This window comes from Deinococcus seoulensis (assembly GCF_014648115.1).
Lineage (GTDB): Bacteria > Deinococcota > Deinococci > Deinococcales > Deinococcaceae > Deinococcus > Deinococcus seoulensis.
The window spans coordinates 13,394-38,304 of record NZ_BMQM01000036.1 but is presented as its reverse complement, the minus strand read 5'-3'; the positions used below and the strand labels follow the sequence as shown (position 1 = coordinate 38,304).

The following is a 24,911-nucleotide window of genomic DNA, read 5'->3' as shown; positions in this document are numbered from 1 at the left end:
GAACGGATTTTGGCCGTCTGGGACGGCACTCGCCAGCATGCGGCTTAAAACTGAAAGATGTCAGTCAACCATTCTGATTTGCCAAGGAGATTGACTTCCAGCCGTGGATCATCAGAATCGAAGCGCTGTAGGAAGGTCCGCCAAGGCGCATGGTGGACTGGTCTCCCTCTGTGCCGACAGGCAGAAACTGTATACCGCGCTCTGGTAGCTCCCGCGAACGGTTGAATCGCCAGAAGGGAGTACAGCCACGGCAAAGTAGCGACCAGAGGGCAAGGCCTCACCCCCATTCCCTGTGCCATTCCACAGGCATGAACCTTGAATGGACGCGAGCGGTGAAAGTCGCATCCATCTACCTTCCGGGTAATACGTTTTGTTGCCTAGGCAATTCCAACTCAGTTCGCCTGCCGCATTGAAGACAGCAAAATCGAGTTGACCGGGTGGGAGGATGTTCACCCGGGCGCCCTGCTGCCCTGCTGGTGTGACGGCGCCCTGGAAGAGCACTGGCTGCCCAGTCTGACGGGGCGTGGTGATGGTCAAGGCAGTGCGGATCGGCTGATTGCCGACCCGTTGAGGCCGGACGACCTGCAGATTCTGCACGTTCTGGACCGCCGTGGTGGGCGCTGGGGTGCGCTGCCCTGGTGGAAGCACAGGAATTGTCACGCTGGCTTGCCCTGCATTTATGCTGACCAGCAGGAACCCCGCCAGCGTGGTTGCCAGTGGCACACGTTTAGAAGTACAAGCCATACCCTTCCCGGTAGAAATCGTCCGCAATTTGGTACCAGGGGTGGTAAATCAGGGACGGAATAATGCCGGGGCGGCCAGACGTTAGTCCCAGCAGATTAATGGTGTTGTCCCGATTTACGGAGAATACAGGCCCGCCGCTGTCACCCTCAGCGTTGTACGCATTGGCTTCCATCTGGCAAAGATAGACCACGCCGTCAACGGGAGTGCTGTCGACACACGTGCGCGTTATGGTGCCTGCCTGCATCCCGCTGGTGCGGCCAATCTTATAAAGCGTGTCGCCGTAGTACTCAATCTCGCCTGCCGTTTGAATAAAGTAGAAGCTATCTTCGTAAATATTCAAGTTGAATGAACTGCTGTTCGAAAGGGACGTCGGGGCGGCAAGAGCGCTGGGGTTGGTGATGAGGTTAGGTTGATACTCAATAAAGATAGAATCGCTATACCGACATTTGGCCGATTTCGCACACGGGAACGTGGCCGGATCAACGGTTTCATACCCTATCGTGTCGTAAAAGCCATAGTTCAGCGGCTGAACGAAGCGGGTGCCAGTAACAACACCGATGGAGTTGTCCGAGCAGTGCGAGGCGGTGATCATGCCGTACTTGGAGACACCATCTTTCTCAATTGTTGCGTTGAAACCCATGGTGCAAGTCAGGTTGCCAGCCGTCTGTAACCCACCGACGAGCGGGTAATTTGGATTTGCTCTATCCCGCAGGGTGCGCGTGTACTGCTGAGGAGGCCGGGTGGTGACGTGGATCATTCGGTCAGGGAGGGAGAGGCGTTTGGCTGCCTCCTGCACTCCTGGAATATCTGCCTCACTTCTGACCAGCAATTCCACCATGTTCAGGTCTTCACGAATATCGATGCCCGTCAAACGAGAATCACTGAGAAGATCACGCAGCTTGATCTTTGCGCTGGCCAAGTCCCGGTAATCATAGTTTGCTTTTTTCAGAACATAGTTCTGAGGCTGCTTTTTGACTGGCTTGTTGCCTTTGGTTCGTTCTCGGTGAGCACTAATTCGTTGGACCTGACCATGTAATTCCTGCAGGAGACGAGCATCTCGGCCTGGGTTTTTGACGTAAATCACCGGTGTGCCATCCGGATCAATGTACATACCGCCGAAACCTGGCAATTTATTGGCGAACCTCGAGAATTCAGCGTCTGCGCCTTTGCCAATAAAAATCTGGGGGCTGTAGGGTTCACCTTGGGCATTGAGCGAAGAGGGCAGGTCATTCTGGCTACCAATTGGTGCCTCATTTTTGTTGCAGCTGGCCAGAAGCAGAACAGAACAGCAAATGCCGGTGATAAAGCGTCGTTTCACGATGACTCCTTTTAGGAAAGAGCGACAAGGGCAGAGGCTGCAGTGTTTGTCATGACATATGACAAACACTGCATTGCTTTAAGGACCTGCCGAATCCCAGAATTCCCGGTCGGCTTGCTCAAGGTAAAGGATTCAAAGGAGTAAGGTCGCCGCATGTATCTGAAGCTCACCATCGGAGATTTCTCATGAATCACATGATTAGAAAGGTGTGTTGTCAACGGGAAAAAGTCGGTTTTTATTGATGGCGGTTTAAATTGAAGTCGCCGCCATGAGGTGCTGCGGCAACTTTATGTACCGAATCCTCTGCCAGCCCGCACGCAGCCGTCTCCTCAGTTCCTTTGTCGTCCTGGCGCAGAAAGTCCCCAAGACGTTCCGCTTCACGTATGCCCATACCTTCTCAATCGGATTGAACTCCGGTGAATACGGTGGCAGGTACCTGACTACCCTTCAAAACGCACAGTAGGCAGCAGAAAGTCGGCTCCTGTACGGTATTTCTGCGATGAAAACCCTTAGGAGCCGACCACCTCACGATACCTTGCAGACCGCCTTGCGGTCTGCTTTCCCTGTGGACGCTCGCCGCCTCGTCGTCTTCACGGCCCTGATCCTGGCGGTCATTCAGGCGCGCACCGTCGTCCTGTACAGCCTGAAGACGCATGTTGCCCTCCCTGGCTCGTTGACGACTCGGTATCAGCGGCTCTGCCGGTTCGTCCAGTTCCCGTTTCCTGAGGCACTGTTCCCCCGATTCGCCTTGTCCTTTCTCCCGCCCGGCCCAGTCGACCTCATTCTCGATCGCACCAACTGGAAACTTGGCCAACAGGACGTCAATATTCTCCTGCTCTCTGCCGTGTGGAACGGGTTCAGTTTGCCGCTGATGTGGACACTGCTCCCGCACGGTGGGGCCAGTCGTTCCTGTGTCCGGGAAGCGCTCGTGGAGCGCTTCCTGAAGCTCTGCCCAGATCGGGAGATCCGGTGCCTGCTCGCGGATCGTGAATTCATTGGGCAGCACTGGTTTCGATTCCTCGACCAGCACGGGGTTGCACCCTGCATTCGTCTCCCAGCTCGCGCCACGATCGGCGCGCACGGCATGCCGGTCTGGGCGGTCTTCAAGAACCTTCAGGTGGGTGAAGTCAGGGTCTGGCATCGCCAGACCCGCATCTACGGTGTGAATCTGCGGGTGGCGGCCACGAAAAACGCAGCCGGTGACATGCTGTACCTGGCGTATCGGGGGCACGCCCTGCCGAACATGCGCCGGTATGCCCTGCGCTGGCAAACAGAAAATCTGCACGCCGCGTTGAAAACCAGAGGGTTCAACCTGGAAGATACGGGTCTGACGCGCCCCGAGCGAGTGTCTTCGCTCCTGACGGTCGTCAGCGTCGCCTTCATCTGGGCGTGCGTGACGGGCGAGGTCGTGGCACGTCGAACAGCTACCAAAGTAAAGAAACACGGACACCGTGCGGTGTCCGTGTTTCGACTCGGGCTTGATCATCTCCAGGATCTTCTGCTGTATCCGTCCGGCGCATCCTGGCGCACCTTGAGCACACTCATGCCCCGTTTTGAAGGGTAGTCAGGTGTATGACCCCTCGGGTGGGCGTGGAGGGGCCTTGCTGGGCTTCCTGTGAGCGCATCAGTTTCACGCAAGTTCTGACTGTTTTACGCAGGTCTGTGTGAAGCGGGGACGGGCAGCCGTGTGTTGAAACAGGGAAAAAGACCGACTGAGATGGGAAGGACGTGCATTTTTATCTTGACCCTCAGAGCTGCGTGAAATTAATATTTTATTCACTACGAAAGCGTCTCATGGTATTCTGAATCAGACGAAAGCCCCTTCATGCCCCCCGGAAGAGAGGAGATCCCCATGCCCGACCTGGCCCACCTCATGCTCGACACCCTGACCACTCTCCTCCAGCGCCGGGGCCATCCTGCCCATCAGGTTCACTGACATGCCGACCACCGAACACGATGGGCTCACCATCGCCTACGGCTGGGACGCACCCCTGCAATACTTCTACCTGACCGTCCAGCGAGGCGACGACCTGCTCTACAGCAATTGCGACGATCCGGACGCGACCAGCGGCACGTACGGCGGCGGCCTCACCCTGCACCAGTTGCAGGCCCGCCTCGGCGACCATGGTCTGACCCTCCCCCCGGACGACCTCGACGCCCTGGCCGGCACCGTCCGCCGCGCCGCGCCCCACGCGCCGATCCTCACGCGCCTCCTGCGCGACCTGAACGGGCCGGCGCGTGAATCATGACGAGCCGGCTCCCATACACTCACCCGCCTGCCCGTTCCTTACCGTCATACTTCAGGGTAAGGAGGAGGCCATGAACGTCACGGCGAAACTCAGCAGCAAAGGACAGGTCACCCTCCCCCGCGAGGTTCGCGAACGGCTCGGCCTGAAGCGCGGCGACGGCCTGATCTTCCAGATCGACGGCGACACCATCACCCTGCTCGCCCCGCACGACGACAACCCCTTCACCGCACTGATCGGCACCCTGCCCCCCGTTCCCGGCGGCGCCCGCACCTACTGGCGCGAGCAGCGCGGCGGCGACAGCGACACGAGCCCCAGCGAGACCAGCCCCCCCACGCCTGGCCCCACCGACCCGTGACGCACTGCCTCGACACGAACGTCCTCAGCGCCCTGTTCGGCGGTGAACCCAGCGCCCCCACCATCGCCCGCACCCTCGGCACCCTCCGGCACGCCGGGCCGCTCCTCATCCACGGCAGCGTCTACGCCGAACTGCTCGCCGCCCCCGGCACCACCCCCGCCGCGCTGGGCGCCCTCCTCCAGCGCGGCGGCGTGCAGATCGACTGGACGACCGACGAACCCACCTGGCAGCAGACTGGCGCCGCCTACCGCGCCTACGCCCGCCGCCGGGCTGCGTCCGGCGGCGGCACGCCACGCCGCCTCCTGGCGGACTTCCTGATCGGCGCGCACAGCCTCACGCGGGGCGCCGCCCTGATCACCCTCGACGACAGCCACTACCGCCAGGCGTACCCCACGCTGACCCTCGTGAACCCCAGTGTCCCCTGAACGCCGCCCCGACGCCCCCTCCTTATTCGACGTGCTCGACGCCTTCGAGGGGTACCTGCGGCACGAGGAGGCGCTGAGTCCCGCGACCGTCCGGCAGTACCTCGCGGACGTCGAACAGCTCGCCAACTGGATGCTCACCGCGTTCGAGCACGTCACCAGCTGGGAGGAGATCGGCGCGCGGGAACTGCGGGTGTACATGCAGCGCGCCCGCCCAGGCCCGGCCCGCGCGCGGCGCCTGGTGTCCGGCTGGAAGAAACTCTGGCGGTACCTCGAAGACGTCGAGGGGCGACGCATGACGCGCGGCCCGGCGGAACTGAAAAGCCCGAAACTCCCCTCGAAGCTCCCCCAACCCCTGAGCCCCGAGGAACTGCAGCGGCTGCTGACGGCCGCGCGGGACAACCCCATCGAGGAGAAGGGCCTGCGGGACTGGGCGATCCTGACCTTCCTGTACGGCACAGGCCTGCGGGTCAGCGAGGCGCTCAACCTGACGCTGACGGACGTGCAACACCAGGGGGGCGAACCGCTGCCGTGGGCGGTGCGGGTGACCGCCAAGGGGAACGAGGAACGCCTGATTCCACTGAGTGCGGCGGCGCAGCGGGCGTTGTACCAGTGGCTGCGGGTGCGGCGCGTGCAGGCCAGGGCGGGCAGCGACCGGGTGTTCGTGCACCTGAAGACGGGACGGCCCGTGCCGGTGCGGACGGTGCAGGCCATGATGCACCGTGTGGCGCTGCGGGCGGGCGTGCCGGCCGCGCGGGCGACGCCGCACAAGTTGCGGCACACGTTCGCGACGAGCCTGGTGAACGCGGGGCGGCCGCTGGAGGAAGTGCAGGAGGCGCTGGGGCACAAGAACAGCAACGTGACGCGCCGCTACGCGAAACTGAACCGCGCGCGGCTTCAGGCGGCCGTGGACGCCCTGCCCGACGTGGAGTGACTGCACGACCGCCGGGGGGCTGCAGCAAGGTGTTGGCCTCAACCGGGATAGTCGGCGGAACCCCCGTCAAGGCCTGAGAAAACCAGCTGGTGAAGCGTCAGGTTCACTGCGGGCGTCGCGAACGCGCGTACAGAAAGGCCAGCATCGCGGATGCTGGCCAGGACGGCACCTTAAATATTTCCCTCAAGGAGCGTGCTTCAGAGCAGTTCTCCGAATTATGGCACCAGGAACAGAGCCTCCTGATGCCTCCATTCTCCGTCCTGCTCGTTGGAATTCACTCGCTCCGCTCGGACAGAAAGACAGCGTCTTTCTGTCAAATGCTCTCAGCAGGCAGAGTGCCGTGCAGCCAGCGCTGCACCGCCTCGTCGTGCTGAATGGACACGCGTTGTAACGCTGCCTCCAGGGCGTTGTCCACGGCGCTGCCCTCCAGCGTCGCGGCCGATTCATTGCCCAGCCCTTCCGGCGCTTGAAGGAGCCAGTGGGACGGGAGCCGCTGGAGGCGGAACACGTCGCCGCCACCAGCGATGTCGTCGAGGTTCAGCGGGTCGAGCCGAAGCGTCTGCAGGAAGGCCTCGTGAAAGATCAAGGTGGGCCATACCCGCGTCCAGGGAAGTGTCCCGCGAGCCCACAGGTCGTCCAGACTCTCCTCGGAGGCGCTCCACGCAAAGGTCGCGTTCAGCAGGCCCACGACTTGCCGGGCCACCTCCCAGCCGCGTGGAGCGCCCTGCACCGCTCGTCGCAGGGACGTGGGCAGGGAGAGGCGCAGCAGCGTGTGATGTGCCAGCGGTACATGCCGCTGGTCGGAGCGCAGGCGTTCGACCTGCACGAGCGGCACGTCCTCACCCAATCGTGCTGCCCGGTGCCACCCGTCCAATTCGGCAGCTGTGCAGGACGACGGGTGCAGCGCCCAGATGTCCATGGTGTCCTCGTCAGGAACCTGAATCCAGCGCAGGTTTACGTCCGCGGGAGGCAGCGCCGCGTGCGTGGACGGCACCAGCAGCATGAGGGTGTAGGGAGCGCCACTCATCCGCGATCACTTCCCGCAGGTGACCTGGCGTTCCGTCAGGTCTGGACGTGTGCCAACGCGCTGCCCAGCTGCATTCACGACCATCACGCCGCGTCCCTCAATGGTATACACGGCGTCCATGTCCACAGCACCCTCCACCACCCAGCGGGCGAGCGCGCCGCCACTCGCCTTCGCCACTTCGCACAGCCGCTGCGCCTGCGTCTTGGCCGACGAGGACACGCCCGTCAGGTTCAGTTTCGCGTCGTCGAAGGCTGTCCGGCCGTTGGGCAGGATTGACCGGACGTCCACATCTGCCAGGAACCCGCCCGCACTGATCTCACCTGGAAACTCCACGTTCCGCGCGCCGCCCTGAATCAGGTTCTGAGCATGGTGGATCTCGCCCATGGCCCCGCGAACCAACGTCTCATCCGCCTTCGGGTTCAGAACCCGGCGAAATGGGGAGTTGTTGCCGAAGGCGCCGGGTAGATGTGCCGTGGCCGCCATATCTCCCAGCGCGCGGGGCACGTCTGAGACGTATTTCTGAAGATTCTTGACGCCATTGCCCATCAGTTTCACGGCCGTGACCGGATTGGTGCCGTCCGTCATATGCTTACCGACCTCAATGCCCACGGTTTCCGCCCACTCCACGTTCTTCACGCCCAGTTTCAGCAAGTCCCAGTACGTTCCGAGATACCCCTTGAGGATCTCCAGTGCCTGCTCACCGGTGATCTGCCCGTTCTTGACTTTGAGAACCGTCACTTCAATCGCGTCCGCAAGCAGACCCTTGCCGGTTTTGCTGAGTTTATAGATGGTGCGCGTGGCGCTGACCGCCGCACCTCCCGCTTCGGTGGCGGGAGTGGGAATCAGGTCCAGGCCCAGGCCGATGCCCGCCAACGTCGCTACTACTGGGTCTGCTCCACGCCCGGTAGCGAAGTTAACAGTTTGTTTGACGATCTCGGTGCCATCCCCCACGATGGGAATCAGATCCCATCCGAGTCCCAGATAGAATTTCGTGGTTTCCCAGTCCGCCTCGTCGAACCACTTTCGGAATGCGTCCCAGTAGCGACGTGGAATGCTCTTGATGGTGGGCTTGCCAGCCCCCGTGGCGGACACGAGCGCCACGTACTGCGGGGTCTCCACCGACTGCGCGCGCAGCCCCGTCGATGCGGCCGCGACGCCTCCAGCGCTTTCCACCGCGACGCTCGCGAGAACCACGTCCCCGCCCACCGGATACTTCACGGGGATTTCCAGCGTGCTGCCCGTGATGCGCGTGGGCTGGCTTTCCAGCTCGGGGAAGTACGCCTCGGCGTTGCAATGCTTTTCCGGATCGAAGCCCTGCACCTCCACGGGCATGTTGAACGCGATTTTCCCACCCACAACGTCGCGCTCGCGCGCCACGACGATGAGTCCCTGCTCAGTCTTCGTGGTATAGGGCGTCTGCACGCCCGCGGGGATCTCGTCGTTCCCGACCACCCACGTCCCTACTTCGGGCGCTTTCATCTTCAACTGGTCGACGTTGCGAAGTTGCACTTTGTTCGGGTCGGTTTCTAGACGGAAGTCCGTTACGGCCACTGCGCTGTCAATGATCGAGTCGCCTACGTCAGACACACTCATACTGAGGGTCATGGGCAGCGGTCCGTCGTCTTGAGGAAACTGTGTCAGGTCGATGTTGATCGGAATTACCGGTGTGGCCCCGCTGTACCCACCCAGTCCGCCCTGCCAAGCGCTGCTGTTCAGATTGCCCGAGGCGAGCGTCTGGACGCCGTAGGGCGTCGTGAGCGTCACCATGTACGAATCGTTGTACTGGGTGCCATACCAGGTGGGGTACTCATTGGACAGGAAGCGAACCTGCCCCTTGAGATCGGTGTCGCAGCTGGTCGGCTTGAAGGTTTTGCTGAGCGTGCCCTGCACGCGGTATGAGTCGGCGCTCGATACCACCGCAGCTTGGGGCTCAGCGTTTTGCGCCGTGAAGTTGCGGGCAGTACCTGCGGGAAAGTACGTGCTGCGGGGTGCGAGTTGAACGTCACCTTCCGTGTTCCAGTTGCTGAGCGTTCCCTCGCTGAAGTTCCCGTTGGCAAAGCCCGGTTGGACGATTGGCATGGGTTTGACAACCAGGTCGACGGCCTGTGTCTGGCCGGCGTACACCAGGTAGCTGAACTTCGTGGCGCTGACGCTCGTCACGGGGTCGTACGCAGTGACGGCGAGACTGCCGTAATTTGGGAGTTGGTCTACGACGTACGTTCCGTTCGCGTCGCTCACAACCGTCTTGGTCAGGGGCCGCTCGGCGAAGGAGAGGGTGACCAGGGCGTTTGGCACAGGTGCGCCACTTTCGGAACGCACCGTTCCACGCACAATGGAGTTACCCTGCGGGTTCAGAACCAATTGCACCTGCGCCTGCCCAGTTTTCGCGCTCAACGCACCAGACAGTGAGCCGTACAGGTCGGCACTCTCGCCACTTACGATGAATTTCCCTGTGCTGGGCAGCGTGTCAAAACTGAACACGCCGCTGGCGTCCACCTGGGCCGTCGCCGTCTGACCACCTTCAATAAACTGTACCGTCACGAGACCCGCCAGAGGCTGGCCGGAAGCGTCAACCAGGCGTCCGGTCAGCGGCGCGGGTCTCGCAGCCTGTGTGGTGACGGTCAGAGACGTTCCGGGTGTACCAGCCAGGTTCACCGTGAGCGTGTTCTTTTTGGCCAGGGTGACCTGACGTTCGAGTTTCGCGTTGTGGCCGTTGAAGTCGCTGGGTGTGAGCAGCGGTGCTCCGTTGAGGACAACCTCACCGGCCGAGACGCCCTGCACATCGAAAGTGATGAGAGAGGATCCGGCTTCGGCGCTGAATGTGTCGCTGATCGTCTGAGGCGCGCCGGTTTGCCGCGTATAGGTTTTGGGCCCGAAGGGTGCCGCTGCCTGAGGCAGGTATTTGATGCTGCTGACCGGTGTGTTGGAGCTCTGCAGGCCGATGCTCTGGGAACCGAGTCGAATCGGTTGACCGCGTTGTTGAAAAACGCTTGGGTCGTCTCCCTTCAGCATGCTGGCGTCTGACTTTGCCGTTTCTGGCGTGGGGGCCTGCGTGCAGGACGCGAAGAGAAGGGACGTCAGGACTGAACAAGCGAGTTGTGCCTTGTGCTTCATCTTTACCTCATTTGGGAAATTACCATGATGCGCTCATGTTCGATTCACACTTTGTGGCAGTGGCTGTTCATGAGGTGTTTTCGGAGAGCCATGCAGGTCAGGTGTTCCCCTCAGTACCCGACACTTTCCCGGGGGGCTTGAGAAAGGTCGGCTGAGACGCGAGAACAGAACGCGTCTCCCGATGTCCTGGCCAAGCTGACCCGCTGCTTTACCGCGCACTTCCCGGAGTTCCGAAAGAACCAGGTCGAGCTGCTTTCTCTCATGGTGCTCGCACTCCTTGGGGGCAAGGACGTCCGGCATGCCGAACTCGCCGCGCGCTTCCCAGGAAGCGCGCAGACTGACTCTGTCATCCGCCGTGTGGAACGCTTCTTTGACCGGCATCCCATTCAGCCAGCCGATGTCGCCCGGGTCGTTCTGACGCTCCTTCCCTCCGCGAAACCACGGGAATTCATCCTTGACCGGACGTTCTTGGGCAGAACGGACGCCCATGAGGACGCCTGCCCGCAACTGGAAGTACGGGCAGACCGATGTGAACGTCCTGCTCCTGGCTGTCATCTGGCGGGGCGTCGCGATCCCCCTCCTCTACGAGCTGCTGCCCCATGGGGGCGGCAGCCATACGGAGATCCGGCACACCCTCATGGACGATGCCCTCTGCCTGCTCCGTGCAGCGGACATTCGGGTCCTGTACGCCGACCGTGAATTCGTCGGCTATGACTGGATTCAGGGACTGGCACGCCGTGGAATTCCCATCTGCGTGCGACTGAGGAGTGACACGCTGATGGACGACTGGACCGCACAGGACTGGCTGAGTCGTTTGCAGACCGGCATGGCCGGTCTGCTGGTCGATGACACGGTGGTCTACGGGCAACCGATGAATGTGGTTCTGACGCACACGCGAGATGGTGAGGCGCTGATCATCGCCAGTAACGCGGGGTCAGTGACAACGATCCAGACGCGATATCGCCGGAGGTTCCTGATCGAATGCCTCTTCAGAGCACTGAAGAGCAAGGGCTTTCAACTGGAGGGGACGCACATGACGCTCCACGATCACGTGGAGCGCCTGCTGTGCCTGTTGACGTTGACCTACACGTGGTGTGTGCTGGTCGGGATCACGTTGGACTGCCCGAAGAAGGCGCATGGTCGCCGAGCCTGGAGCGTGGTGAAGATGGGCTTGCGAGAACTGGTCCGGTCGTTCAGCCGGGAGTCATCACGCCTGTGTGACTTGATCCACCTGTTGGTGGCGTCCCAGACGAAATCGCCGGAAAGTGTCGGGTACTGAGGGTGTTCCCACCCCGCCGTAGGCAACCTTCAGACAGTGGCGTGACCACGCACAAGGTGAAACCGTTTTTCCGACTCAGGCCGTGTGATCAGATCTTCCTCCTGTCCTTGAAGCTATGCGGACGCTGGAGTCCACCACGACAGTGCCGTCGCATCTACCGCACTCATCTGCGCGGCGAGATCGGCAGCGCCTCGACCCGCGCGGCGCGGCACGCGGCGACGAACGCCGCTCCAGCCGGGTGCATCGTCACGCCCTCAGGGTTGAGGAGCACTTCCCGGAACCGGCGCTCGAGCAGGCCCGTCACCACGACCAGGCCCTTCGCGGTCTCGCGGATCAGGGCGCGGCCCGTGATGGAGAAAGTGATGTCACCCCGTGTCCAGTACACCCCTTCGGGGAGCGCGTCGATCACCAGACTCACGCGCCGCCACCGCCCGACGTCAGCGCGCTGGAAGCCCCCGTACGGGTCGGAACGGAAGTACTGGGGGAGCGGGGCGGTGGTGAGGTGGTGTGCGACGTGCGCCCGTACCGCCTCGTTCCATTCCTCCTGCTCGCTGGGCTGGTACCCGTGGGTCACCCAGAACCGCGCCGCTTCCAGCTCGTACGGCCCGAACACAGGCGTGAACGGCACGTCGAGTCGCACCCAGGGGGTCAGCGTCCATGTGTCTGGCCCGCATGGAACGAACACCGACCAGTGGTGCTTGAGGAAGGCTGTGAGGGGCTGACTGGGTGGCCCGAGAACGAAGGCGAGGCGTTCCAGGTGCGCGGTGCGGGCCTGACCGCACCGGCGCAGGTGCCCCGTCAAGTTCGTGATCAGTCCGGCCGTGTGCCAGGCTTGCTGAGCGAGCAGGATCTGCACGTCCTGCCGCGCGACGCGCCACTCAGGCCGGTGGATGGTCAGCCGGGGCGGCCGCTGGCGGGGCACGGGGGACACCTGGCACGCCGCGCGGGTCAGGGTCAGGTGGGTGGCCCGCCGGGCGCTCGCGTGCCTCGTGACGGTCACTGTGACGGCTGCGTGGTGCTGCGTGAAGGTGATGGTGGATGCGGGGGCCGGCGCGGCGCCATCGGCCCAGTCGGTGTCGGCGCTGGCCCAGTCGTCCGGCGCCGGTGCTCCGCCGGTCACGGCAGCGGCAGCGCGGACTGCTGCGCGGTGAAGCGCGCGGTGAGCACCACGTGACCCTCCTCCAGCAGCCACGCGCGGCACGCGTCCCACAGCCCGCCCGGTTTCAGGTCACCCTCGGCCCGTTCCTCGAACACCCACACGATCTCGATGTCATCCCGGACGTACGAGTTCGTCCGTTCCTGCAGCAGGTCAAGGGTCAGCGGACTGAGCTGGGCTTCCACGGCGACGCGGGCACCGTCCTTGAGGGTGATCACGGCGTCGGCGATGCGGCGCAGGTGCGGGAAGCGCACCTCGTACTCCACGCTCGCCACGTCGTCTTTGAAGTGCCGGCGGAGCGCTTCGGCCGCCGCATGCTTGAGTTCCTGATGACGCGGGCTTTCCTTCTCGCTTTCCACTTCGAACGGGCAGGCACTGGCGTCACGCTGGTGCGCGAAGTACCACGCGCGGAGCGGGCCCATGCGGGGCGTCATCGGGACGCCACAGAACTTGCAGTGCCAGGTCTGCGCCTTGATGTCGGCTTTGCTGCGCTTGCCCTTGAGGGTGGGCATGTCCAGCGGCGAATCTCGCAAGGTGCCTGGCACCACAATGCCGTGAAAACTGGTGAACTGGTCGGCCACAAAGTTCACGTACGTGACACCACTGCCTACGCCAAAATATTTGGGGTTCTGACCACTGTAAATGGATTTCACAGGCACTCGAAAGCGCAGGCCATCCACCGAAGCGACATACCCCTGGCCCCAGGCGGGTAGGTCCGGCAGGGTGGACTGAAAGTTCACCAGACGAGCATTCGCCGCCGCGATGGTTTCAGCCCGGACATAGTTCTGGCTGACCCAGGAGAGACGACTGGACCGGAGCGCCTCGCGCTCCGGTTGCACGACGGCGTCCAGACTCACGTTGCAGGCCTCGGAGAGCAGCACGGCACAGACGCTCATGGGCAGGTGCTCCACCCGGCTGCGGCGCTCACTGAGGTGCTGGAATTCATCGGCAAAGCCCGTCCAGCGGTGAACTTCCAGGAGCAGGTCAGGGAGGTCGATCCTGGGTAAACGTGCGGCCACATCTTTGTGAAGCTGCCGCAGACTGGGCGGTTCATCCTGCGCTTCATCAAGCTGCAGCACCAGACGCGATTTCCCGTCCACCTCCTCAATGGACGCAGAGGCATTCTCGGGGAGGCGTTCGGCCAGGAGGTGGTAGGTCTCATCCAATTGCCGCTCCAGACGGGCCAGGACCACTGCAGGATCAGGGTCGAGATCAAGACTGCGGCAGACTTCCACCTTGAGGTCCGCCCAGCGCGGCCCCGAGAGGAGCCGCAACCTGGGGTCATTGAATTTGTCGCTGGCTGGCACATAGAGGTCGCGGCGCTTCAAGCTCAGGTGCAGCTGCTCCAGTACCCCGAGGGTGTACGCACTGCGCTGCACCTCACCTGCCGCAGATCTCAAATGCTTTCCCCAGCGGCCGGTGATCCAGTCGGTAGGCAGCGATGACAGGTCTTTCTTCCGGCGCTCCAGGGTTCGCAGGGCATTGATAGCGGCCAGCAGAGGCTGACCGGAGCGGTTGGCTTCAAAGCCCACCGTGTGCAACAGCGTCGGAACAAATTGCTGAACGTAGCTGTAGCGGGCCAGCAACTGCTCAATGTGCCGATCAGCGGTCGGTTGGGTCAGCTCAGCAATGGCCTGAACGGTCCGCTCCAGCACATCTTTTGAAACAAGGGTCAACACCTGCTGTGAAAAAGCATCAAAATCATGCTGCTCCGTCTTCAAGTGCTCTAGAAACAAGCGAGTCAGCTGGTTCTGAGAACGGGCCGCTTCTTCCAATGAAGGCAAGGAGGCCAGCTTCTGCTCGGTGTCCTGGCGTTCTATCCGGTTAAAGACATCCGTCAGCAGGCTGTCGAGCACGGTCAGGGCGTCATCCAGCGCACTGGCCTCCAGGCGCGAGACCGTGACGAGCAACACCGCCAACTGACGGGACGAGGTCAGCCTTCGTAACGTCTGCGTCTTCGACCCCAGTCCTATTCTTGACAGCGTGTCCAGGCGCTGCGTGGGGAAGGAACGTAGGTTAACGGTCCGCACACCGACCTGGCGAATCCGTTCGACCCGCTTCAGCGCCCCGACCAGGCCCTGGGCCGAAATGGAAATCGGGGCTTGGCGGAGTTGCTCGAAGGAAGAGACTTTGGCCCGCTCAGGCACACTCAGCAGGGTGACCAGACGCTCGCGCTGCTCAGGGCTGAGCAGCGCCACCAGACGGTCACATAACTGTGTCTCACTGCGCTCCTGCACCCGGGCAATCAATCGGGAGAGGGTGGTCACACCTGGCAGAATGATGTTGTGTTCGTAGAGGCGGGCCGTCGCCCGGTCCAGCAAGAGGCTTGGAGATTCGGCTTGTAAGTGGGTGCGGGCCATCAGGAACCGGATCAAGCCGATCCAGACGGCGGGCTCGGAGAAGACGCGGTAGCCATACGTTTGCCCGATGTCCCGCTGGTGGTCCCATTTGGTTTCACCTTGACGGTAGCGATCAAGTTTGACCTGCTTGGCCTGCACACCAAGTTGCCGGGCGACAAAGCGCAACACATTGGGGGGCACATCGAGTGGATTGAGGAGGAATGTGCCCAAAAACCGCAAGGTCGTGAGCTGGAGGGCGTATCCGAGGCGATTATGCTTGCCTTTTTTCGAAGCGATCCGCGTGTGATCGCGGTCATCCAGAATGAAATACCGCCGGAGTTGCTCGGGACGGGCGGTGCATTGAACTGGCCGTACTGATCGGTCCCTCCTGCGGCCAGTTCAGCAGGCACAGATCAGGCGGCGCGGCGCAGGAGACGGAGAATGGTACTGGGATGCACCTTGAAGAGCCGCGCACACTGCGCCGCAGTGTGCCGCCCAGAGTTCACCGCGTCACGGATTTCCTGCTCTTGTGTGGAGGTGAGCTTGCGTTTGCGGCCGCCCACCCGGCCTTCCCGCCGGGCCTGCTCCAGTCCGGCCCTGGTGCGCTCGCGGATCATGGCCCGCTCGAACTCGGCGAACGCCCCGACCATCTGCATCATCATCCGGCCTGCTGGTGTCGTGGTGTCAATGGCTTCGGTGAGACTGCGAAAGCCTGCACCAGCAGTTTCGATCTTCTCCATCAGGTGCAGGACATCCTTCAGGCTGCGGCTGAGCCGATCCAGCTTCCAGACGACGACGATATCGCCTGGCCGGAGCTGGGCGAGCAACTTGTGTAATTCAGGTCGATCCCAGCGGCCCCCGGACGCGTGTTCGGTGAATACGCGCTCGACTTCGGCATCTTTCAGGGCGCGGAGTTGGGCGGCGGTGTCCTGATCCTGCTGTTTGCTGACGCGAGCGTACCCAAGCTGCATAGCGCCTCCCCTTGTTGCGTCAGCCTATTGCCAATGAGGAGTATTGTGCAATATGGATGTGCAACGCGGGGAGGCGCAGCTGGTCAGAGGCCGAAACCTATTGCGGAAACGGCCGTTTCTGCAACCTTAGCGTACAGTCAGGACTGATCCGTGTCGTGACCCCACATTGGGCGGGTTGGAGGCTCCTGCAAGATGGGCATACCCGTGGCCGCTATCCGCTGTTTTTCCCGCCAAGGATCGACGACCCCCTGGTCATCTGGTATTTTGAGACTCCAGGCGATGGCATTCGCCTTTCAGAACCGCCCCGTGTCCGGCTGATAATGCCTACCCTTCAGGACGCAGGGGGAAGCTATGCCCATCTGGATAGGAATTGCACTTGGCGGCGCCTGCGGTGCACTGGCGCGTTACGGTCTCAATCTGGTGATCCAGACCCGGCTCGGCCCTACGGCCTGGGCCGCGTTTCCGCTCGGGACGCTGGTGATCAATGTGCTGGGCTGTTTTCTCCTGGGGCTAGTGATTGCCCTGAACGCCCGGGGTCTGGTCAGTGCCGAGTGGCGTCTGGCTTTCGGAACCGGCTTCGTCGGGGCCTTCACGACCTTCAGCACGTTCACCTGGGAAAGTGATCTGCTCCTGCGCAGCGGCGAAAGTCTGCGCGCCTCGCTCTACATCGTCGGCAATCTGGTGTTGGGCTACGTGGCCGTCCTGCTCGGGCGCTGGGTGGCCATCCGGCTCGAAGGTGGATTATGACGTGGCAGGATGCAGAGTTGCTCCGCTGCTACTTGGGCAGCACCGACAAAGTGGGCAGCGAAACGGCTTACGATTGGCTGGTCTCTACAGCACAGCGGGCAGGCCTTCCTGGAGCCACCGTCACCCACGGGAGTATCGGCTATGGCCAGGATGGCCAGATTCACCGCAACCGCGCTTTTCAGTGGGCCCCTGACCTTCCTGTGGTTGTCGAATGCGTCGCCTCCACCACGCAGCTGGAAACGTTCCTGGCCGAGGTGGCCCTGACCTTGCCTGATCTCCTGATCACCCGCCAGGCGGTTCGTCGCCTGATGCGGCGCGGTGAACATCGATGAGTGGGGCTGAACCACTGTGTTTGCTGCGCTGTTATACGCGTGCCGGAGATCAGTTGGAAGGTCGGCCTCTGGCAGATGTCGTCATCGAGACCGCCCGTGCCCTTGACCTGACACTGGCGTTTGCCCAGCACGGAGCAGGCGGATTTGGACGGCGCGGTCAGGTCGCCAACCCCATCCTTCTGGAGATGCGCCCGGCCCAGCAGCCCATCATCGTTCAAATTCTCGGCCAACTGACTCAGTTGGACGCCCTGTTGATCAACCTGCACACCAGGGGTCTCCCTGACCGACTGTGCGTACTTGAACCCTTCGCGGCCTTCGATGTTCAGGGATAGGGCGGTGGGTGTCTCCAAAGCAGGAGACACATGAAGTCGGGATAATTCACCAGTCCATTCAGGAAAGACCGGGAGTGATCCATCGCTCCCGGCCCTCCAGCACATTTCATCTGTACACGACCTGACGTCCAATTCAGGGCTGATTCTGCCCCTGCAGAGCCGCTGTTCTGGACTCCAGAAGTCGGTGCATGTAATCGATCTCCAGCGCCTGTTCCGTCAGGATTTCCTGGGCCAGTCGCCGCACCTGCGGGTCCTTCCCGTAGAGGAGCTCGGCCTTTGCGGCGTCCACTGCCCCCTGGTGATGCGGAATCATCATGGTCAGGAAATCACGGTCCGGGTTGCCGGAAGGCGTCGCCGCGTGCATACCCGCGTGCATCCGCATCATGGCCGAGTCCATCAGACCCTGGAAGGTATTGCCCGCAGCGAACGCGCCGCCGGTGAGCAGCAGGACAAGGGCGACCCGCCTCACTTGCTCTGCACCAGCACGGTCGCCCCGCCTACTTTGGCCACCACGCTCAGCTGACCGGCACCCTGCGGGGCATTCAGGAGCTGCTTGACTGGCCCGATGGTCTGTGCGGTCACGCCGCCCTGGGCCGTGGTCATCAGGGCGGCGAGGTCCTGCGCCTGCCCCGTTGGCCCGGTCAGGCGCAGCACATACGCCGTATTCGGGGTCAGTCCTGTCGCGACGATCTGCACCAGATCGACCAGGCCCAGGGGATTGACGCTGACGGTGGCCCGGGCTGCGCTCCCGGAAGTCAAGGTCAGGGTCAGTGTGGCTTTCGTGCTGTCCAGGGGCTGTAAGTGAGCTGTGCCCGCACCTGAGCGCACTGCGCCGGGCACATAGACCAGCGCCTGTGGCAACTGCCCGGTGGGAACCTGACCAGTCACCGTGTTGCTGGCTGTGTCGATGATCTGGACCTGGTCTGCCGCTTCCAGTCCTACGTACACCCGTTTCCCGTCCGGCGCGGCCCAGGCACCATGGGGGAGTGCCCCCGTCGGAATGGTCGCCACCAGCCGGGGCGCAGCGTCGCGCGTATATACCTTGACGACGTTCAGGCCGCCCACAGTGACATAGGCGAAGCGGCCCGTGGGTGTATCGGCCAGGGCGACATGGTTGGTGACGGGGCCGCTGTCCAGCGTCGCCGTGATGTCGAAGGGTGGGCGCGCCCGCATGACCTGCGTTTTGCCGCTGTCTTTGAGGGTGAACCAGACCTGATCGCCCTGCGGACTGACCGCCAGATTCGGGCTGAATGGGCTGGCCTGCGGGACCCGCGCCACGACCCGGTACGTGCGCGTGTCGATGACACTCAGTTCCGGGGTGAAACTCGAAGGCACATAGGCGTAAGGCGCTTTCGGATTGAACAGCACCATGCCAGGGCCGTCCGGAACAGGAATACGGCGCGTTTCGGTAAAATGCACGGGATCGACGACGGAGACGTAGTTCTCGCCACGCACGGCCACCCACAGTTCACGTCCGTCCGGGGTGAAGAACGCCTCGTGGGGACTGCGGCCCAGGTAGACCTTGCCGCGCACCGCGTTGGTGGCGGTATCAATCAAAGTCACTGAGTTCGAGCCTATGGAGACGGCAGCCAAGGTCTTTCCGTCGGGTGAGAAGCCGAGGCCGTGAACCAGCAATTCCCCTTTGTACAGTGGTGAGAGTGCGGCGGGCGCCTGTGTGCCCAGCGAAATGACGCCCAACAGTTTGAGGGCGACTGGGTCAATGACCGAGACGGTATTGGAACTCTGGTCAGCGGTGTACACCCGGTCACCCACCGACTGAGCGAAGACGGGGGCCGAAAGGAAGAGTGCAGAACATAGAGTCAGGGTGCGGATGAAGTGGTTTGACATGGAACTCCTCGAGGATCTTTTTTTTCGGCAGGAAAGAGCTCGCCTGGTAGGCGGCCCTGACCACGGAATCTGGTCTGACTCCGCTCTGCCTGCTGACGTTGATCGTTCAGGAACAGGGCGTGAGCCGCTCCTCTCCTTCCTCAGCGACGGACAGCGCTCCAAACGCCCATGAAGCCCTCGCCGAGCGCGTCACCGCGCTTCAGGTCGTTCTTCCAGTTGTATACAGGCAGGCCGTTGTAGGTTACCTGAAGGCTGCCATCCTTGCGCGTCAGCGTGCCAAGCTTGCCGCGCACCGCCACGCCCGCCGTCAGGCCGGTGGCCGGGAACTGCGCCACCAGCAGGGGAGGCCAGTTGGTGGCGCAGGCTCCCTCACAGTTGCTCACTCCGGGCGCGTCCTTGGCGAAGGTATAGAGCGTCAGGCCGGTCGGCCCGGCCAGCACCATGCCCAGATCGTCCACCCGCGACACCTGCACGCTCGGGCCGGCGTTGGCCGCGTGCCAGACGTTCATGAAGCCCTGACCGTTGATGTCACCGGGTTTGGCGTCGCCCTTCCAGCTGTAGAGCGCCGCGCCATCGTAGCTGAGCTGGGTCTGACCATCCTTGCGGGAAATCAGGCTGAACTTGCCGCTCAGTCCGGCGGGCAGGCGCGGAACTTCGCTCAGCAGCAGGGGCGGCCAGTTGGTGGCGCACACGCCTTCGCAGTTGCTCACTCCCGGCGCGTCTTTGGCGAAGGTGTAGAGCGTCAGGCCGGTCGGCCCGGTCAGCAGGGTGCCGAGCCGGGCGTCCCGGCGCAGCGTGACGGGCGCTAGCGCGGTCATCTTCATCTGTATCGCCGGGGCGGTCTGGCCGGAAGCGGTCTGCACGGGAGCAGTCTGGGCCATCACGGGCGTGAGGAGCGCGAGGGTGAACGTGAGGGTCAGAGTGCGGGCGGTCGTCATATGGGTCATGGTGGTGCCTCCACCTTCCCGTATGCCGGGCGTCGCCCGTTTGGATGCATTCAGAGTTCGGGCAGCCGGGTGCGGCCCAGTGGGTGGGTCGGGGCCGGGCTACCCCCGGCGGGTTCGGTGCTCACGCCCACCGAGTCGTACCCGCGCCACGACACCTCCAGCACCGTGCCGCCCGTCAGCCCCAGGCTGGTCGGTACGCCCGCACGCGGCCCGCTCGTCCGCCGTCCCCACGCCTGATACACCTGCCCCGGTGCGGCCTGTCTGTCCAGCACCAGCAGCGCCCGGCCATCCGACCTGACGTACATGGCCCCGTAGGGCACACCGGTCTTCGAGGCGAGCGTGAGACGTCTCGCCCCCTGCTGCCACTGCTGCACGCTGCTTTGAGCGGTCGCCGCAGGCTGGGCCGGACCGAGCTGGAGGTACCCCCCGACCGCCACGATCAGAGCGACGGCTGCAGCCAGAGGCCAGACTGGAAGCCACCTGGAAGGGGCCGAGGGCAGTGACGCCTGTGCGGACAGACGTTCAGGAGACACCACGCCCCGCCGGGCCTGAATCTTCTCCCAGCTCCCTGCTGGCGCTGGGACGCCGGGCAAATCGTTGGCCAGTGAGAACAGGGCGTCACGCAGCCGGCCCACCTCAGCGCGGCAGACAGCGCAGCTCAGCAGGTGGCTCTCCACATTCACGGCCTGTGCCGTATTGAGGCTTCCCAGGACGTATTCAGGCAGCAGGTCGCTTGGATGGTCGCCGCTGGAACGGTCTGGTTGACGGGTCATGGCAGCATCCTTTCTCTGAGTTTCAGCAGGGCGCGGCGCAACCGGCTCTTGACGGTGCCGAGCGGCAGGCCGGTGCGGGTGGTAATCTCAGCGTGGGTGTAGCCACCGAAGAACATCGCTTCCAGCAGGGCCCGGTCAGTGTCCGGTAAGCCGGCCAGGGCGGACTGTACCAGGGCCTCGTCCAGCGAATCACGGGCAGTGGGAGCAGGCACATCGAACGCTCGGTCGTCTTCCCATTCCTGTTGCCGCTGTGGACGGGCGCGCCGGGTCCGCAGCCGTTCCAGACAGAGGTGGTGGGCGATGGTCAGCACGAAGGTTTTGACGGTTCCCCGCGACGGTTCATATACATCGGCCCGGTCCGCGAGCCGAACGAAGGTGTCCTGGAGCGCCTCCTCGGCGTCTTCCGGCGTGCCCAGCATCCGCAGGCAGACGCGGTAGGTGACGCCGGACAGGTCATCGTACAGTTCCCTCAAGGCGTCGTCCTGCCCATGCTGCAGTTGGACGATCAGCCGCTGATGTGCGGTGTCAGATGTAGACGATACCCGAAGTTCGAGTAGGTTCACCATTGGCCCGGGTGATACAGGTCGACGCCAGTTTCGGCGGGGAATGGGCGCAGCATACATACCTTCCTTTATGCGCAGAGTACATGTTCTGGATGCAATGGTAGTTGGCTGGAACTACCAGCCAACTACCCCGTTGGTGGAGACCTCCACCTTCGTGACCGCGCCGCGACCACTCATCGCCAGTCCCTGCACGTTCAGGGGCAATCCTGCCGGGGCCTTGACCGTCTCGTCAGGCGTCACGATGAATGAGCGCACCGGCATGCTGCCCACGGGCCGGAACTTCACAGTCTTGGCCTTCACGGCTTCTGGAGTGGTCGTGCCGCGCAGGTTGTCGGGTTGCAGGTAAGCGGTCGCCATCCAGAAGTTGTCGTCGGGCTTGGTCAGGATCCGGATAAAGCTCAGGGGCTTCATCCAGTACGTCGCGAAGTAGCTGGGCACGACCAGTCGCACCGGAAACCCGTTGACCATCGGCAGCGGCTGGCCGTTCATGGCGTAGGCCACGATGCACTCGTCCAATACAGGGTCGTTCACGTTCAGGCTCTTCTTGTAATCGGCCCCACCGCTGCCGGGTGCGCCCGCACCCTTGTCCAGGCTCTGAAACTGCACCTGCACGCTGCCGGATTTCACGCCCGCTTTCCCCAGCAGGTCACGCAGGCCCATCGCGCCGTTGCCCCACTGCCCGCCTGGACGGCGCGGCTGAAAGCGACTGCGGCTGTTGCACGTGCAATGCATCACGGCGTTCACGCTGACCGCCTCGAAGTCCTGGGTCAGTTGCGCCAGACTGAACGACTGCGGCGTGCCCACGTTGCCCTCGATCTTCAGCCGTTAGGTCTTCAGGTCGATATTGGTCGGAAACAGCGACAAGTTCGAGCGCACAAAGAATGCGGCGGCGGGCGTAAAGGGGCTTTGGAAGTAGACGCGGGGCGTCTCGTACAGCGGGGGGCGGTCCACCAGCCGGATCAGCGGAACCTTCTGTGGCAGGGCGATCAGCGGTCCCAGGCCATTCCAGCCGTCCAGCGGACCAGGGCCACTGAAGATGGGGGCGGTGCCGGTGGTCACAGTCGTCTGCGCCTGAGCGGTGCGGCCAGGGTCAGGGCGGCTCCGGCGCTGCCAAGCAGGCCCAGGGCGGCGCGGCGGGTCATGGGGGTGCGGTCGTCGGACATGGTGGACCTCCGGTGAATGAGGGGACGAGGGGAATCTATAGAAGTCAAAGCAGGCTCAGGGACGGGGCAGCCCGGTTTCACGCGAGAGGGGGGGCACGCCGAACAACTCGCCGCGCCACACGCCGCGCAGGGTGTGCGCCGTGACCAGTCCCCACAGCGCCGTGAGGACCACCACGAACACGTGGCCCAGATGGGTAAAGACGTCCAAATGGGTCAGCGCGCCCAGGCCAAAGGTCGCTGCCGTGTAGACCCCCAGCGGGAAGGTCAGCCCCCACCAGCCCAGGTTGAAGGGCAGCCCCCGGCGCACGAACCGCAGGGTGGTCAGGGTCGCCAGTGCCAGCCACCACGCCCCGAAGCCCCACAGCACCAGCCCGCCCGCCAGTCCCAGCCCGGTCAATACCGGGGCCAGTTCGCCCAGCCCCTGCGCGGCCAGCACGCGCGGCGCGGCCTCGCCCAGTTGCAGCAGGGCCAGGGCACCCGTCGCCAGCGGCCCCAGGGGCAGGAACATGCTCACGGCCAGGTCGGGGGTGGGCAACTTGTGCTGGGCCAGCCGCAGGATCAGCACCGTGATGACCATCAGGGCCAGCGGCACCGACAGCGCGAAAAGCACGTATCCGGCGTAGACCAGCGTGGTCGCGCTGCTGGTGTCCAGGTGCGGCGCGATCAGTCCGGCGCTCGCGGCGGCCACCTCCGAGGCGACGATGGGCAGCAGCCACACGCCGGTCATGCGCTCCAGGGCGTGGTCCTGCCGGGTGAACATCAGGTAGGGCACCAGCAACCCGACCCCCACCGAGAGCAGGGCGTCGAAGGCCCACAGGTCGCGGGCCAGCACAGCCGCGCCCTCGCCCCAGCGCGGGACGCCGAAAGCGATCAGGCCGTTGATGACCGTTGCCAGGCCCATCGGTACGGCGCCCAGGAACATGCTCTGGACCGGGTGGTGCAGCGTAGCCAGGCTGTCTTTCGGGAACAGGGCGATGCGGGCCACTGAGAGGGCCGTGAACAGGACCAGCAGGACCATGTTCAACACCCACAGACCTTCACCCAGGAGTGCAGTGCCGGGCAGCGGCAGGTGCGGGAGCATCAGGGCCAGGATGCCGGTGCCCATGGTCGCGGCGAACCAGTTGGGCGTGAAGGCCTGCACGACAGTCAAGGCACTGTCCTGGCGGGCAAATAGAGGCGAAGCAGTCATGAATGAAGGATAGATGTCCCGTATTATAAACTCAAATTAGAGTTGATTTTACTGAGGCAAAAAATATATATATCTGGCATGGCCCTGAATCCGGAGCATCTGTTGACGTTCGTGCGGGTGGCGCGGCTGGGCAGTCTGAGCGCTGCCGCCGAGGAACTGAACCTGACTCAGCCCGCCGTGTCCAGCCAGCTCAAGTTGCTGACCCAGGCGGTCGGAGAGCCTATCTTCCGGCGGCACCGGACCGGGGTGACGCTGACCGGGGCGGGCGAGGGCCTGCTGGTGCACGCCCAGGCGCTGGGCCGCGTGATGGACGGCGCTCGCACCTACGTCCATGAGCGTCAGGGCCTGGAAACGGGAACCCTGCGGTTGGCGGCCAGCAGCACGATTGCCGCGTCCCTGTTGCCTGCGGCCCTGGCGTCCTACCATGCCCAGTATCCGGGCGTGGCCTTCGAGATCCGGCAAGGCAATACCCAGGAGGTCATGGGGCTGCTCCAGGCAGGTCAGATCGAAGTGGCACTGATCGAGGGCCCACCAGGCCCTCTGCCTGCGGAGTGGCAGGTCCAGGTCTTCGGACACGACGAGCTGGTGTTGGTGGCCGCCCCTGATCATCCACTGGTGGACTCATTCCCGGCAGATACGGTGCTGCCACTGATCTGGCGGGAACACGGTTCCGGTACCCGGGAGGTGGCGGAGCAGGCGCTGGCGCACACCAGGATGGTCGGCAGCAATCGGCTGGAACTACCTGGCACTGAGGCTGTCAAGGAAGCGGTCATTCAGGGATTGGGGGTTGCGTTGCTGCCGGAACTGCGGGTGCGCCGGGAAGTGCAGTCGGGGGTGCTGGTCCGGCTGCCCCTGGACTTGCCCGAGTTGCGCCGTCCGCTGAGCCGAGTCAGCCTGCCTCTGGACCAGGTTTCCTACGCCACCCGATCCTTTCTGAATGGGTTGGAGACCAGGCTGGGAATGAGATGAACAGCGCGTGGAAGGAATGTGCCGTCACAAACGGATAAAATCACGCTCTGATTTCAATAAACCCCGACTCTCCGTTCCATTACTACCACCGTGCCATGTACGGGCGTGGGTCGTTCGAAACCTTGCGTCAGCGTGTCTTA

General features: G+C 63.2%; 25 protein-coding genes, 1 pseudogene and 1 riboswitch. Of the genes and pseudogenes, 10 read left to right on the top strand and 16 right to left on the bottom strand.

Annotated elements, in window-relative coordinates; all coding sequences use genetic code 11:
* Positions 1–727: 727 nt before the first annotated feature.
* Positions 728–2,062 (bottom strand): chymotrypsin family serine protease, encoded by a 1,335-nt coding sequence (locus IEY70_RS18115; RefSeq protein ID WP_189066430.1) that lies wholly within the window; start codon positions 2,060–2,062, stop codon positions 728–730.
* A 249-nt stretch (positions 2,063–2,311) separates the two neighbouring features.
* Positions 2,312–2,503, bottom strand: a pseudogene (locus IEY70_RS18110) (transposase); the annotation flags it as partial.
* Positions 2,504–2,561: 58 nt separating this feature from the next.
* Here IEY70_RS18110 and IEY70_RS18105 point away from each other — a divergent pair.
* The 5 genes from IEY70_RS18105 (at position 2,562) to IEY70_RS18085 (ending at position 6,022) form a co-directional block, all read left to right on the top strand.
* A complete protein-coding gene (locus IEY70_RS18105) occupies positions 2,562–3,626 on the top strand; it encodes an IS4 family transposase (protein WP_189066429.1) in 1,065 nt (354 codons plus the stop codon).
* Between the two features lie 373 nt (positions 3,627–3,999).
* Positions 4,000–4,311: a hypothetical protein gene (locus tag IEY70_RS18100; RefSeq protein WP_189066428.1), complete on the top strand. Its 312-nt coding sequence runs from the start codon at positions 4,000–4,002 to the stop codon at positions 4,309–4,311.
* A 70-nt stretch (positions 4,312–4,381) separates the two neighbouring features.
* Positions 4,382–4,666: a type II toxin-antitoxin system MazE family antitoxin gene (gene mazE / locus IEY70_RS21105; RefSeq protein ID WP_229778055.1), complete on the top strand. Its 285-nt coding sequence runs from the start codon at positions 4,382–4,384 to the stop codon at positions 4,664–4,666.
* Positions 4,663–5,091: a type II toxin-antitoxin system VapC family toxin gene (locus IEY70_RS18090; RefSeq protein ID WP_189066427.1), complete on the top strand. Its 429-nt coding sequence runs from the start codon at positions 4,663–4,665 to the stop codon at positions 5,089–5,091. Before mazE ends, IEY70_RS18090 begins: the two co-directional genes overlap by 4 nt.
* A complete protein-coding gene (locus tag IEY70_RS18085) occupies positions 5,081–6,022 on the top strand; it encodes a tyrosine-type recombinase/integrase (RefSeq protein WP_189066426.1) in 942 nt (313 codons plus the stop codon). The genes IEY70_RS18090 and IEY70_RS18085 overlap by 11 nt, the downstream gene beginning before the upstream one ends.
* A gap of 313 nt (positions 6,023–6,335) precedes the next feature.
* Here the strand turns inward: IEY70_RS18085 and IEY70_RS18080 are convergent, their stop codons facing one another.
* The 3 genes from IEY70_RS18080 to IEY70_RS21100 are packed head-to-tail and all read right to left on the bottom strand — an operon-like array spanning position 6,336 to position 10,652.
* On the bottom strand, positions 6,336–7,025 hold the full coding sequence (locus tag IEY70_RS18080; RefSeq protein ID WP_189066425.1) for a hypothetical protein: 690 nt from the start codon (positions 7,023–7,025) through the stop codon (positions 6,336–6,338).
* A gap of 30 nt (positions 7,026–7,055) precedes the next feature.
* Positions 7,056–10,163 carry a carboxypeptidase-like regulatory domain-containing protein gene (locus tag IEY70_RS18075; protein ID WP_189066424.1) on the bottom strand — a complete coding sequence of 1,036 codons (3,108 nt, stop codon included), beginning with the start codon at positions 10,161–10,163 and terminating at the stop codon, positions 7,056–7,058.
* Positions 10,164–10,196: 33 nt separating this feature from the next.
* A complete protein-coding gene (locus IEY70_RS21100) occupies positions 10,197–10,652 on the bottom strand; it encodes a hypothetical protein (RefSeq protein ID WP_229778054.1) in 456 nt (151 codons plus the stop codon).
* Here IEY70_RS21100 and IEY70_RS18070 point away from each other — a divergent pair.
* Positions 10,651–11,442 carry a transposase gene (locus IEY70_RS18070; RefSeq protein WP_229778052.1) on the top strand — a complete coding sequence of 264 codons (792 nt, stop codon included), beginning with the start codon at positions 10,651–10,653 and terminating at the stop codon, positions 11,440–11,442. The genes IEY70_RS21100 and IEY70_RS18070 overlap by 2 nt on opposite strands.
* Before the next feature lie 163 nt (positions 11,443–11,605).
* Here IEY70_RS18070 and IEY70_RS18065 read toward each other — a convergent pair whose 3' ends face one another.
* From IEY70_RS18065 to IEY70_RS18050, 3 genes are all read right to left on the bottom strand, one after another.
* Positions 11,606–12,562, bottom strand: a complete 957-nt coding sequence (locus IEY70_RS18065) for a hypothetical protein (protein ID WP_189066423.1) — start codon at positions 12,560–12,562, stop codon at positions 11,606–11,608.
* Entirely contained in the window at positions 12,559–15,234 is a 2,676-nt protein-coding gene (locus tag IEY70_RS18060; protein ID WP_229778057.1) for a Tn3 family transposase, read from the bottom strand. Before IEY70_RS18060 ends, IEY70_RS18065 begins: the two co-directional genes overlap by 4 nt.
* 116 nt (positions 15,235–15,350) lie before the next feature.
* Positions 15,351–15,908 carry a recombinase family protein gene (locus IEY70_RS18050; protein WP_058979603.1) on the bottom strand — a complete coding sequence of 186 codons (558 nt, stop codon included), beginning with the start codon at positions 15,906–15,908 and terminating at the stop codon, positions 15,351–15,353.
* 266 nt (positions 15,909–16,174) lie between these two features.
* Positions 16,175–16,242, top strand: a riboswitch (Fluoride riboswitch).
* Positions 16,243–16,259: 17 nt separating this feature from the next.
* Here IEY70_RS18050 and crcB point away from each other — a divergent pair.
* From crcB to IEY70_RS18035, 3 genes are read left to right on the top strand one after another with little or no spacing between them, the layout of a single operon-like run.
* Positions 16,260–16,655, top strand: a complete 396-nt coding sequence (crcB, locus tag IEY70_RS18045) for a fluoride efflux transporter CrcB (protein WP_058979605.1) — start codon at positions 16,260–16,262, stop codon at positions 16,653–16,655.
* Positions 16,652–16,987 (top strand): DUF190 domain-containing protein, encoded by a 336-nt coding sequence (locus IEY70_RS18040; RefSeq protein ID WP_058979606.1) that lies wholly within the window; start codon positions 16,652–16,654, stop codon positions 16,985–16,987. The genes crcB and IEY70_RS18040 overlap by 4 nt, the downstream gene beginning before the upstream one ends.
* Positions 16,984–17,319, top strand: a complete 336-nt coding sequence (locus tag IEY70_RS18035) for a DUF190 domain-containing protein (protein ID WP_083524287.1) — start codon at positions 16,984–16,986, stop codon at positions 17,317–17,319. The genes IEY70_RS18040 and IEY70_RS18035 overlap by 4 nt, the downstream gene beginning before the upstream one ends.
* A gap of 133 nt (positions 17,320–17,452) precedes the next feature.
* Here IEY70_RS18035 and copM read toward each other — a convergent pair whose 3' ends face one another.
* The 8 genes from copM to IEY70_RS18000 all read right to left on the bottom strand — a co-directional run bounded on the left by copM (position 17,453) and on the right by IEY70_RS18000 (position 23,802).
* On the bottom strand, positions 17,453–17,788 hold the full coding sequence (gene copM / locus IEY70_RS18030; protein ID WP_201785777.1) for a CopM family metallochaperone: 336 nt from the start codon (positions 17,786–17,788) through the stop codon (positions 17,453–17,455).
* Positions 17,785–19,167 carry a YncE family protein gene (locus IEY70_RS18025; RefSeq protein WP_058979608.1) on the bottom strand — a complete coding sequence of 461 codons (1,383 nt, stop codon included), beginning with the start codon at positions 19,165–19,167 and terminating at the stop codon, positions 17,785–17,787. Before IEY70_RS18025 ends, copM begins: the two co-directional genes overlap by 4 nt.
* Before the next feature lie 140 nt (positions 19,168–19,307).
* Positions 19,308–20,114 carry a hypothetical protein gene (locus IEY70_RS18020; protein WP_160981388.1) on the bottom strand — a complete coding sequence of 269 codons (807 nt, stop codon included), beginning with the start codon at positions 20,112–20,114 and terminating at the stop codon, positions 19,308–19,310.
* 50 nt (positions 20,115–20,164) lie between these two features.
* Entirely contained in the window at positions 20,165–20,887 is a 723-nt protein-coding gene (locus IEY70_RS18015) for an anti-sigma factor (RefSeq protein ID WP_189066420.1), read from the bottom strand.
* On the bottom strand, positions 20,884–21,453 hold the full coding sequence (locus tag IEY70_RS18010; protein WP_058979613.1) for an RNA polymerase sigma factor: 570 nt from the start codon (positions 21,451–21,453) through the stop codon (positions 20,884–20,886). The genes IEY70_RS18015 and IEY70_RS18010 overlap by 4 nt, the downstream gene beginning before the upstream one ends.
* A 111-nt stretch (positions 21,454–21,564) precedes the next feature.
* Positions 21,565–22,254, bottom strand: a complete 690-nt coding sequence (locus tag IEY70_RS18005; RefSeq protein WP_229778050.1) for a molybdopterin-dependent oxidoreductase — start codon at positions 22,252–22,254, stop codon at positions 21,565–21,567.
* A gap of 21 nt (positions 22,255–22,275) precedes the next feature.
* Positions 22,276–22,509 carry a hypothetical protein gene (locus tag IEY70_RS21095; RefSeq protein ID WP_229778049.1) on the bottom strand — a complete coding sequence of 78 codons (234 nt, stop codon included), beginning with the start codon at positions 22,507–22,509 and terminating at the stop codon, positions 22,276–22,278.
* Positions 22,510–22,668: 159 nt separating this feature from the next.
* On the bottom strand, positions 22,669–23,802 hold the full coding sequence (locus IEY70_RS18000) for a TDT family transporter (protein WP_058979615.1): 1,134 nt from the start codon (positions 23,800–23,802) through the stop codon (positions 22,669–22,671).
* Between the two features lie 78 nt (positions 23,803–23,880).
* Here IEY70_RS18000 and IEY70_RS17995 point away from each other — a divergent pair, with 78 nt between their 5' ends.
* A complete protein-coding gene (locus IEY70_RS17995; protein ID WP_058979617.1) occupies positions 23,881–24,771 on the top strand; it encodes a LysR family transcriptional regulator in 891 nt (296 codons plus the stop codon).
* Positions 24,772–24,911: the final 140 nt, after the last annotated feature.

Excerpts from the sequence above, each read along its gene's own strand:
- IEY70_RS18105 (WP_189066429.1), top strand. The coding sequence starts at position 2,562 with ATGAAAACCCTTAGGAGCCGACCACCTCACGATACCTTGCAGACCGCC.
- IEY70_RS18100 (WP_189066428.1), top strand. The coding sequence starts at position 4,000 with ATGCCGACCACCGAACACGATGGGCTCACCATCGCCTACGGCTGGGAC.
- mazE (WP_229778055.1), top strand. The coding sequence starts at position 4,382 with ATGAACGTCACGGCGAAACTCAGCAGCAAAGGACAGGTCACCCTCCCC.
- IEY70_RS18080 (WP_189066425.1), bottom strand. The coding sequence starts at position 7,025 with ATGCTGCTGGTGCCGTCCACGCACGCGGCGCTGCCTCCCGCGGACGTA.
- IEY70_RS18075 (WP_189066424.1), bottom strand. The coding sequence starts at position 10,163 with ATGAAGCACAAGGCACAACTCGCTTGTTCAGTCCTGACGTCCCTTCTC.
- IEY70_RS18070 (WP_229778052.1), top strand. The coding sequence starts at position 10,651 with ATGAGGACGCCTGCCCGCAACTGGAAGTACGGGCAGACCGATGTGAAC.
- IEY70_RS21100 (WP_229778054.1), bottom strand. The coding sequence starts at position 10,652 with ATGGGCGTCCGTTCTGCCCAAGAACGTCCGGTCAAGGATGAATTCCCG.
- IEY70_RS18050 (WP_058979603.1), bottom strand. The coding sequence starts at position 15,908 with ATGCAGCTTGGGTACGCTCGCGTCAGCAAACAGCAGGATCAGGACACC.
- crcB (WP_058979605.1), top strand. The coding sequence starts at position 16,260 with ATGCCCATCTGGATAGGAATTGCACTTGGCGGCGCCTGCGGTGCACTG.
- IEY70_RS18040 (WP_058979606.1), top strand. The coding sequence starts at position 16,652 with ATGACGTGGCAGGATGCAGAGTTGCTCCGCTGCTACTTGGGCAGCACC.
- IEY70_RS18035 (WP_083524287.1), top strand. The coding sequence starts at position 16,984 with ATGAGTGGGGCTGAACCACTGTGTTTGCTGCGCTGTTATACGCGTGCC.
- IEY70_RS18025 (WP_058979608.1), bottom strand. The coding sequence starts at position 19,167 with ATGTCAAACCACTTCATCCGCACCCTGACTCTATGTTCTGCACTCTTC.
- IEY70_RS18020 (WP_160981388.1), bottom strand. The coding sequence starts at position 20,114 with ATGACCCATATGACGACCGCCCGCACTCTGACCCTCACGTTCACCCTC.
- IEY70_RS18015 (WP_189066420.1), bottom strand. The coding sequence starts at position 20,887 with ATGACCCGTCAACCAGACCGTTCCAGCGGCGACCATCCAAGCGACCTG.
- IEY70_RS18010 (WP_058979613.1), bottom strand. The coding sequence starts at position 21,453 with ATGGTGAACCTACTCGAACTTCGGGTATCGTCTACATCTGACACCGCA.
- IEY70_RS18000 (WP_058979615.1), bottom strand. The coding sequence starts at position 23,802 with ATGACTGCTTCGCCTCTATTTGCCCGCCAGGACAGTGCCTTGACTGTC.
- IEY70_RS17995 (WP_058979617.1), top strand. The coding sequence starts at position 23,881 with ATGGCCCTGAATCCGGAGCATCTGTTGACGTTCGTGCGGGTGGCGCGG.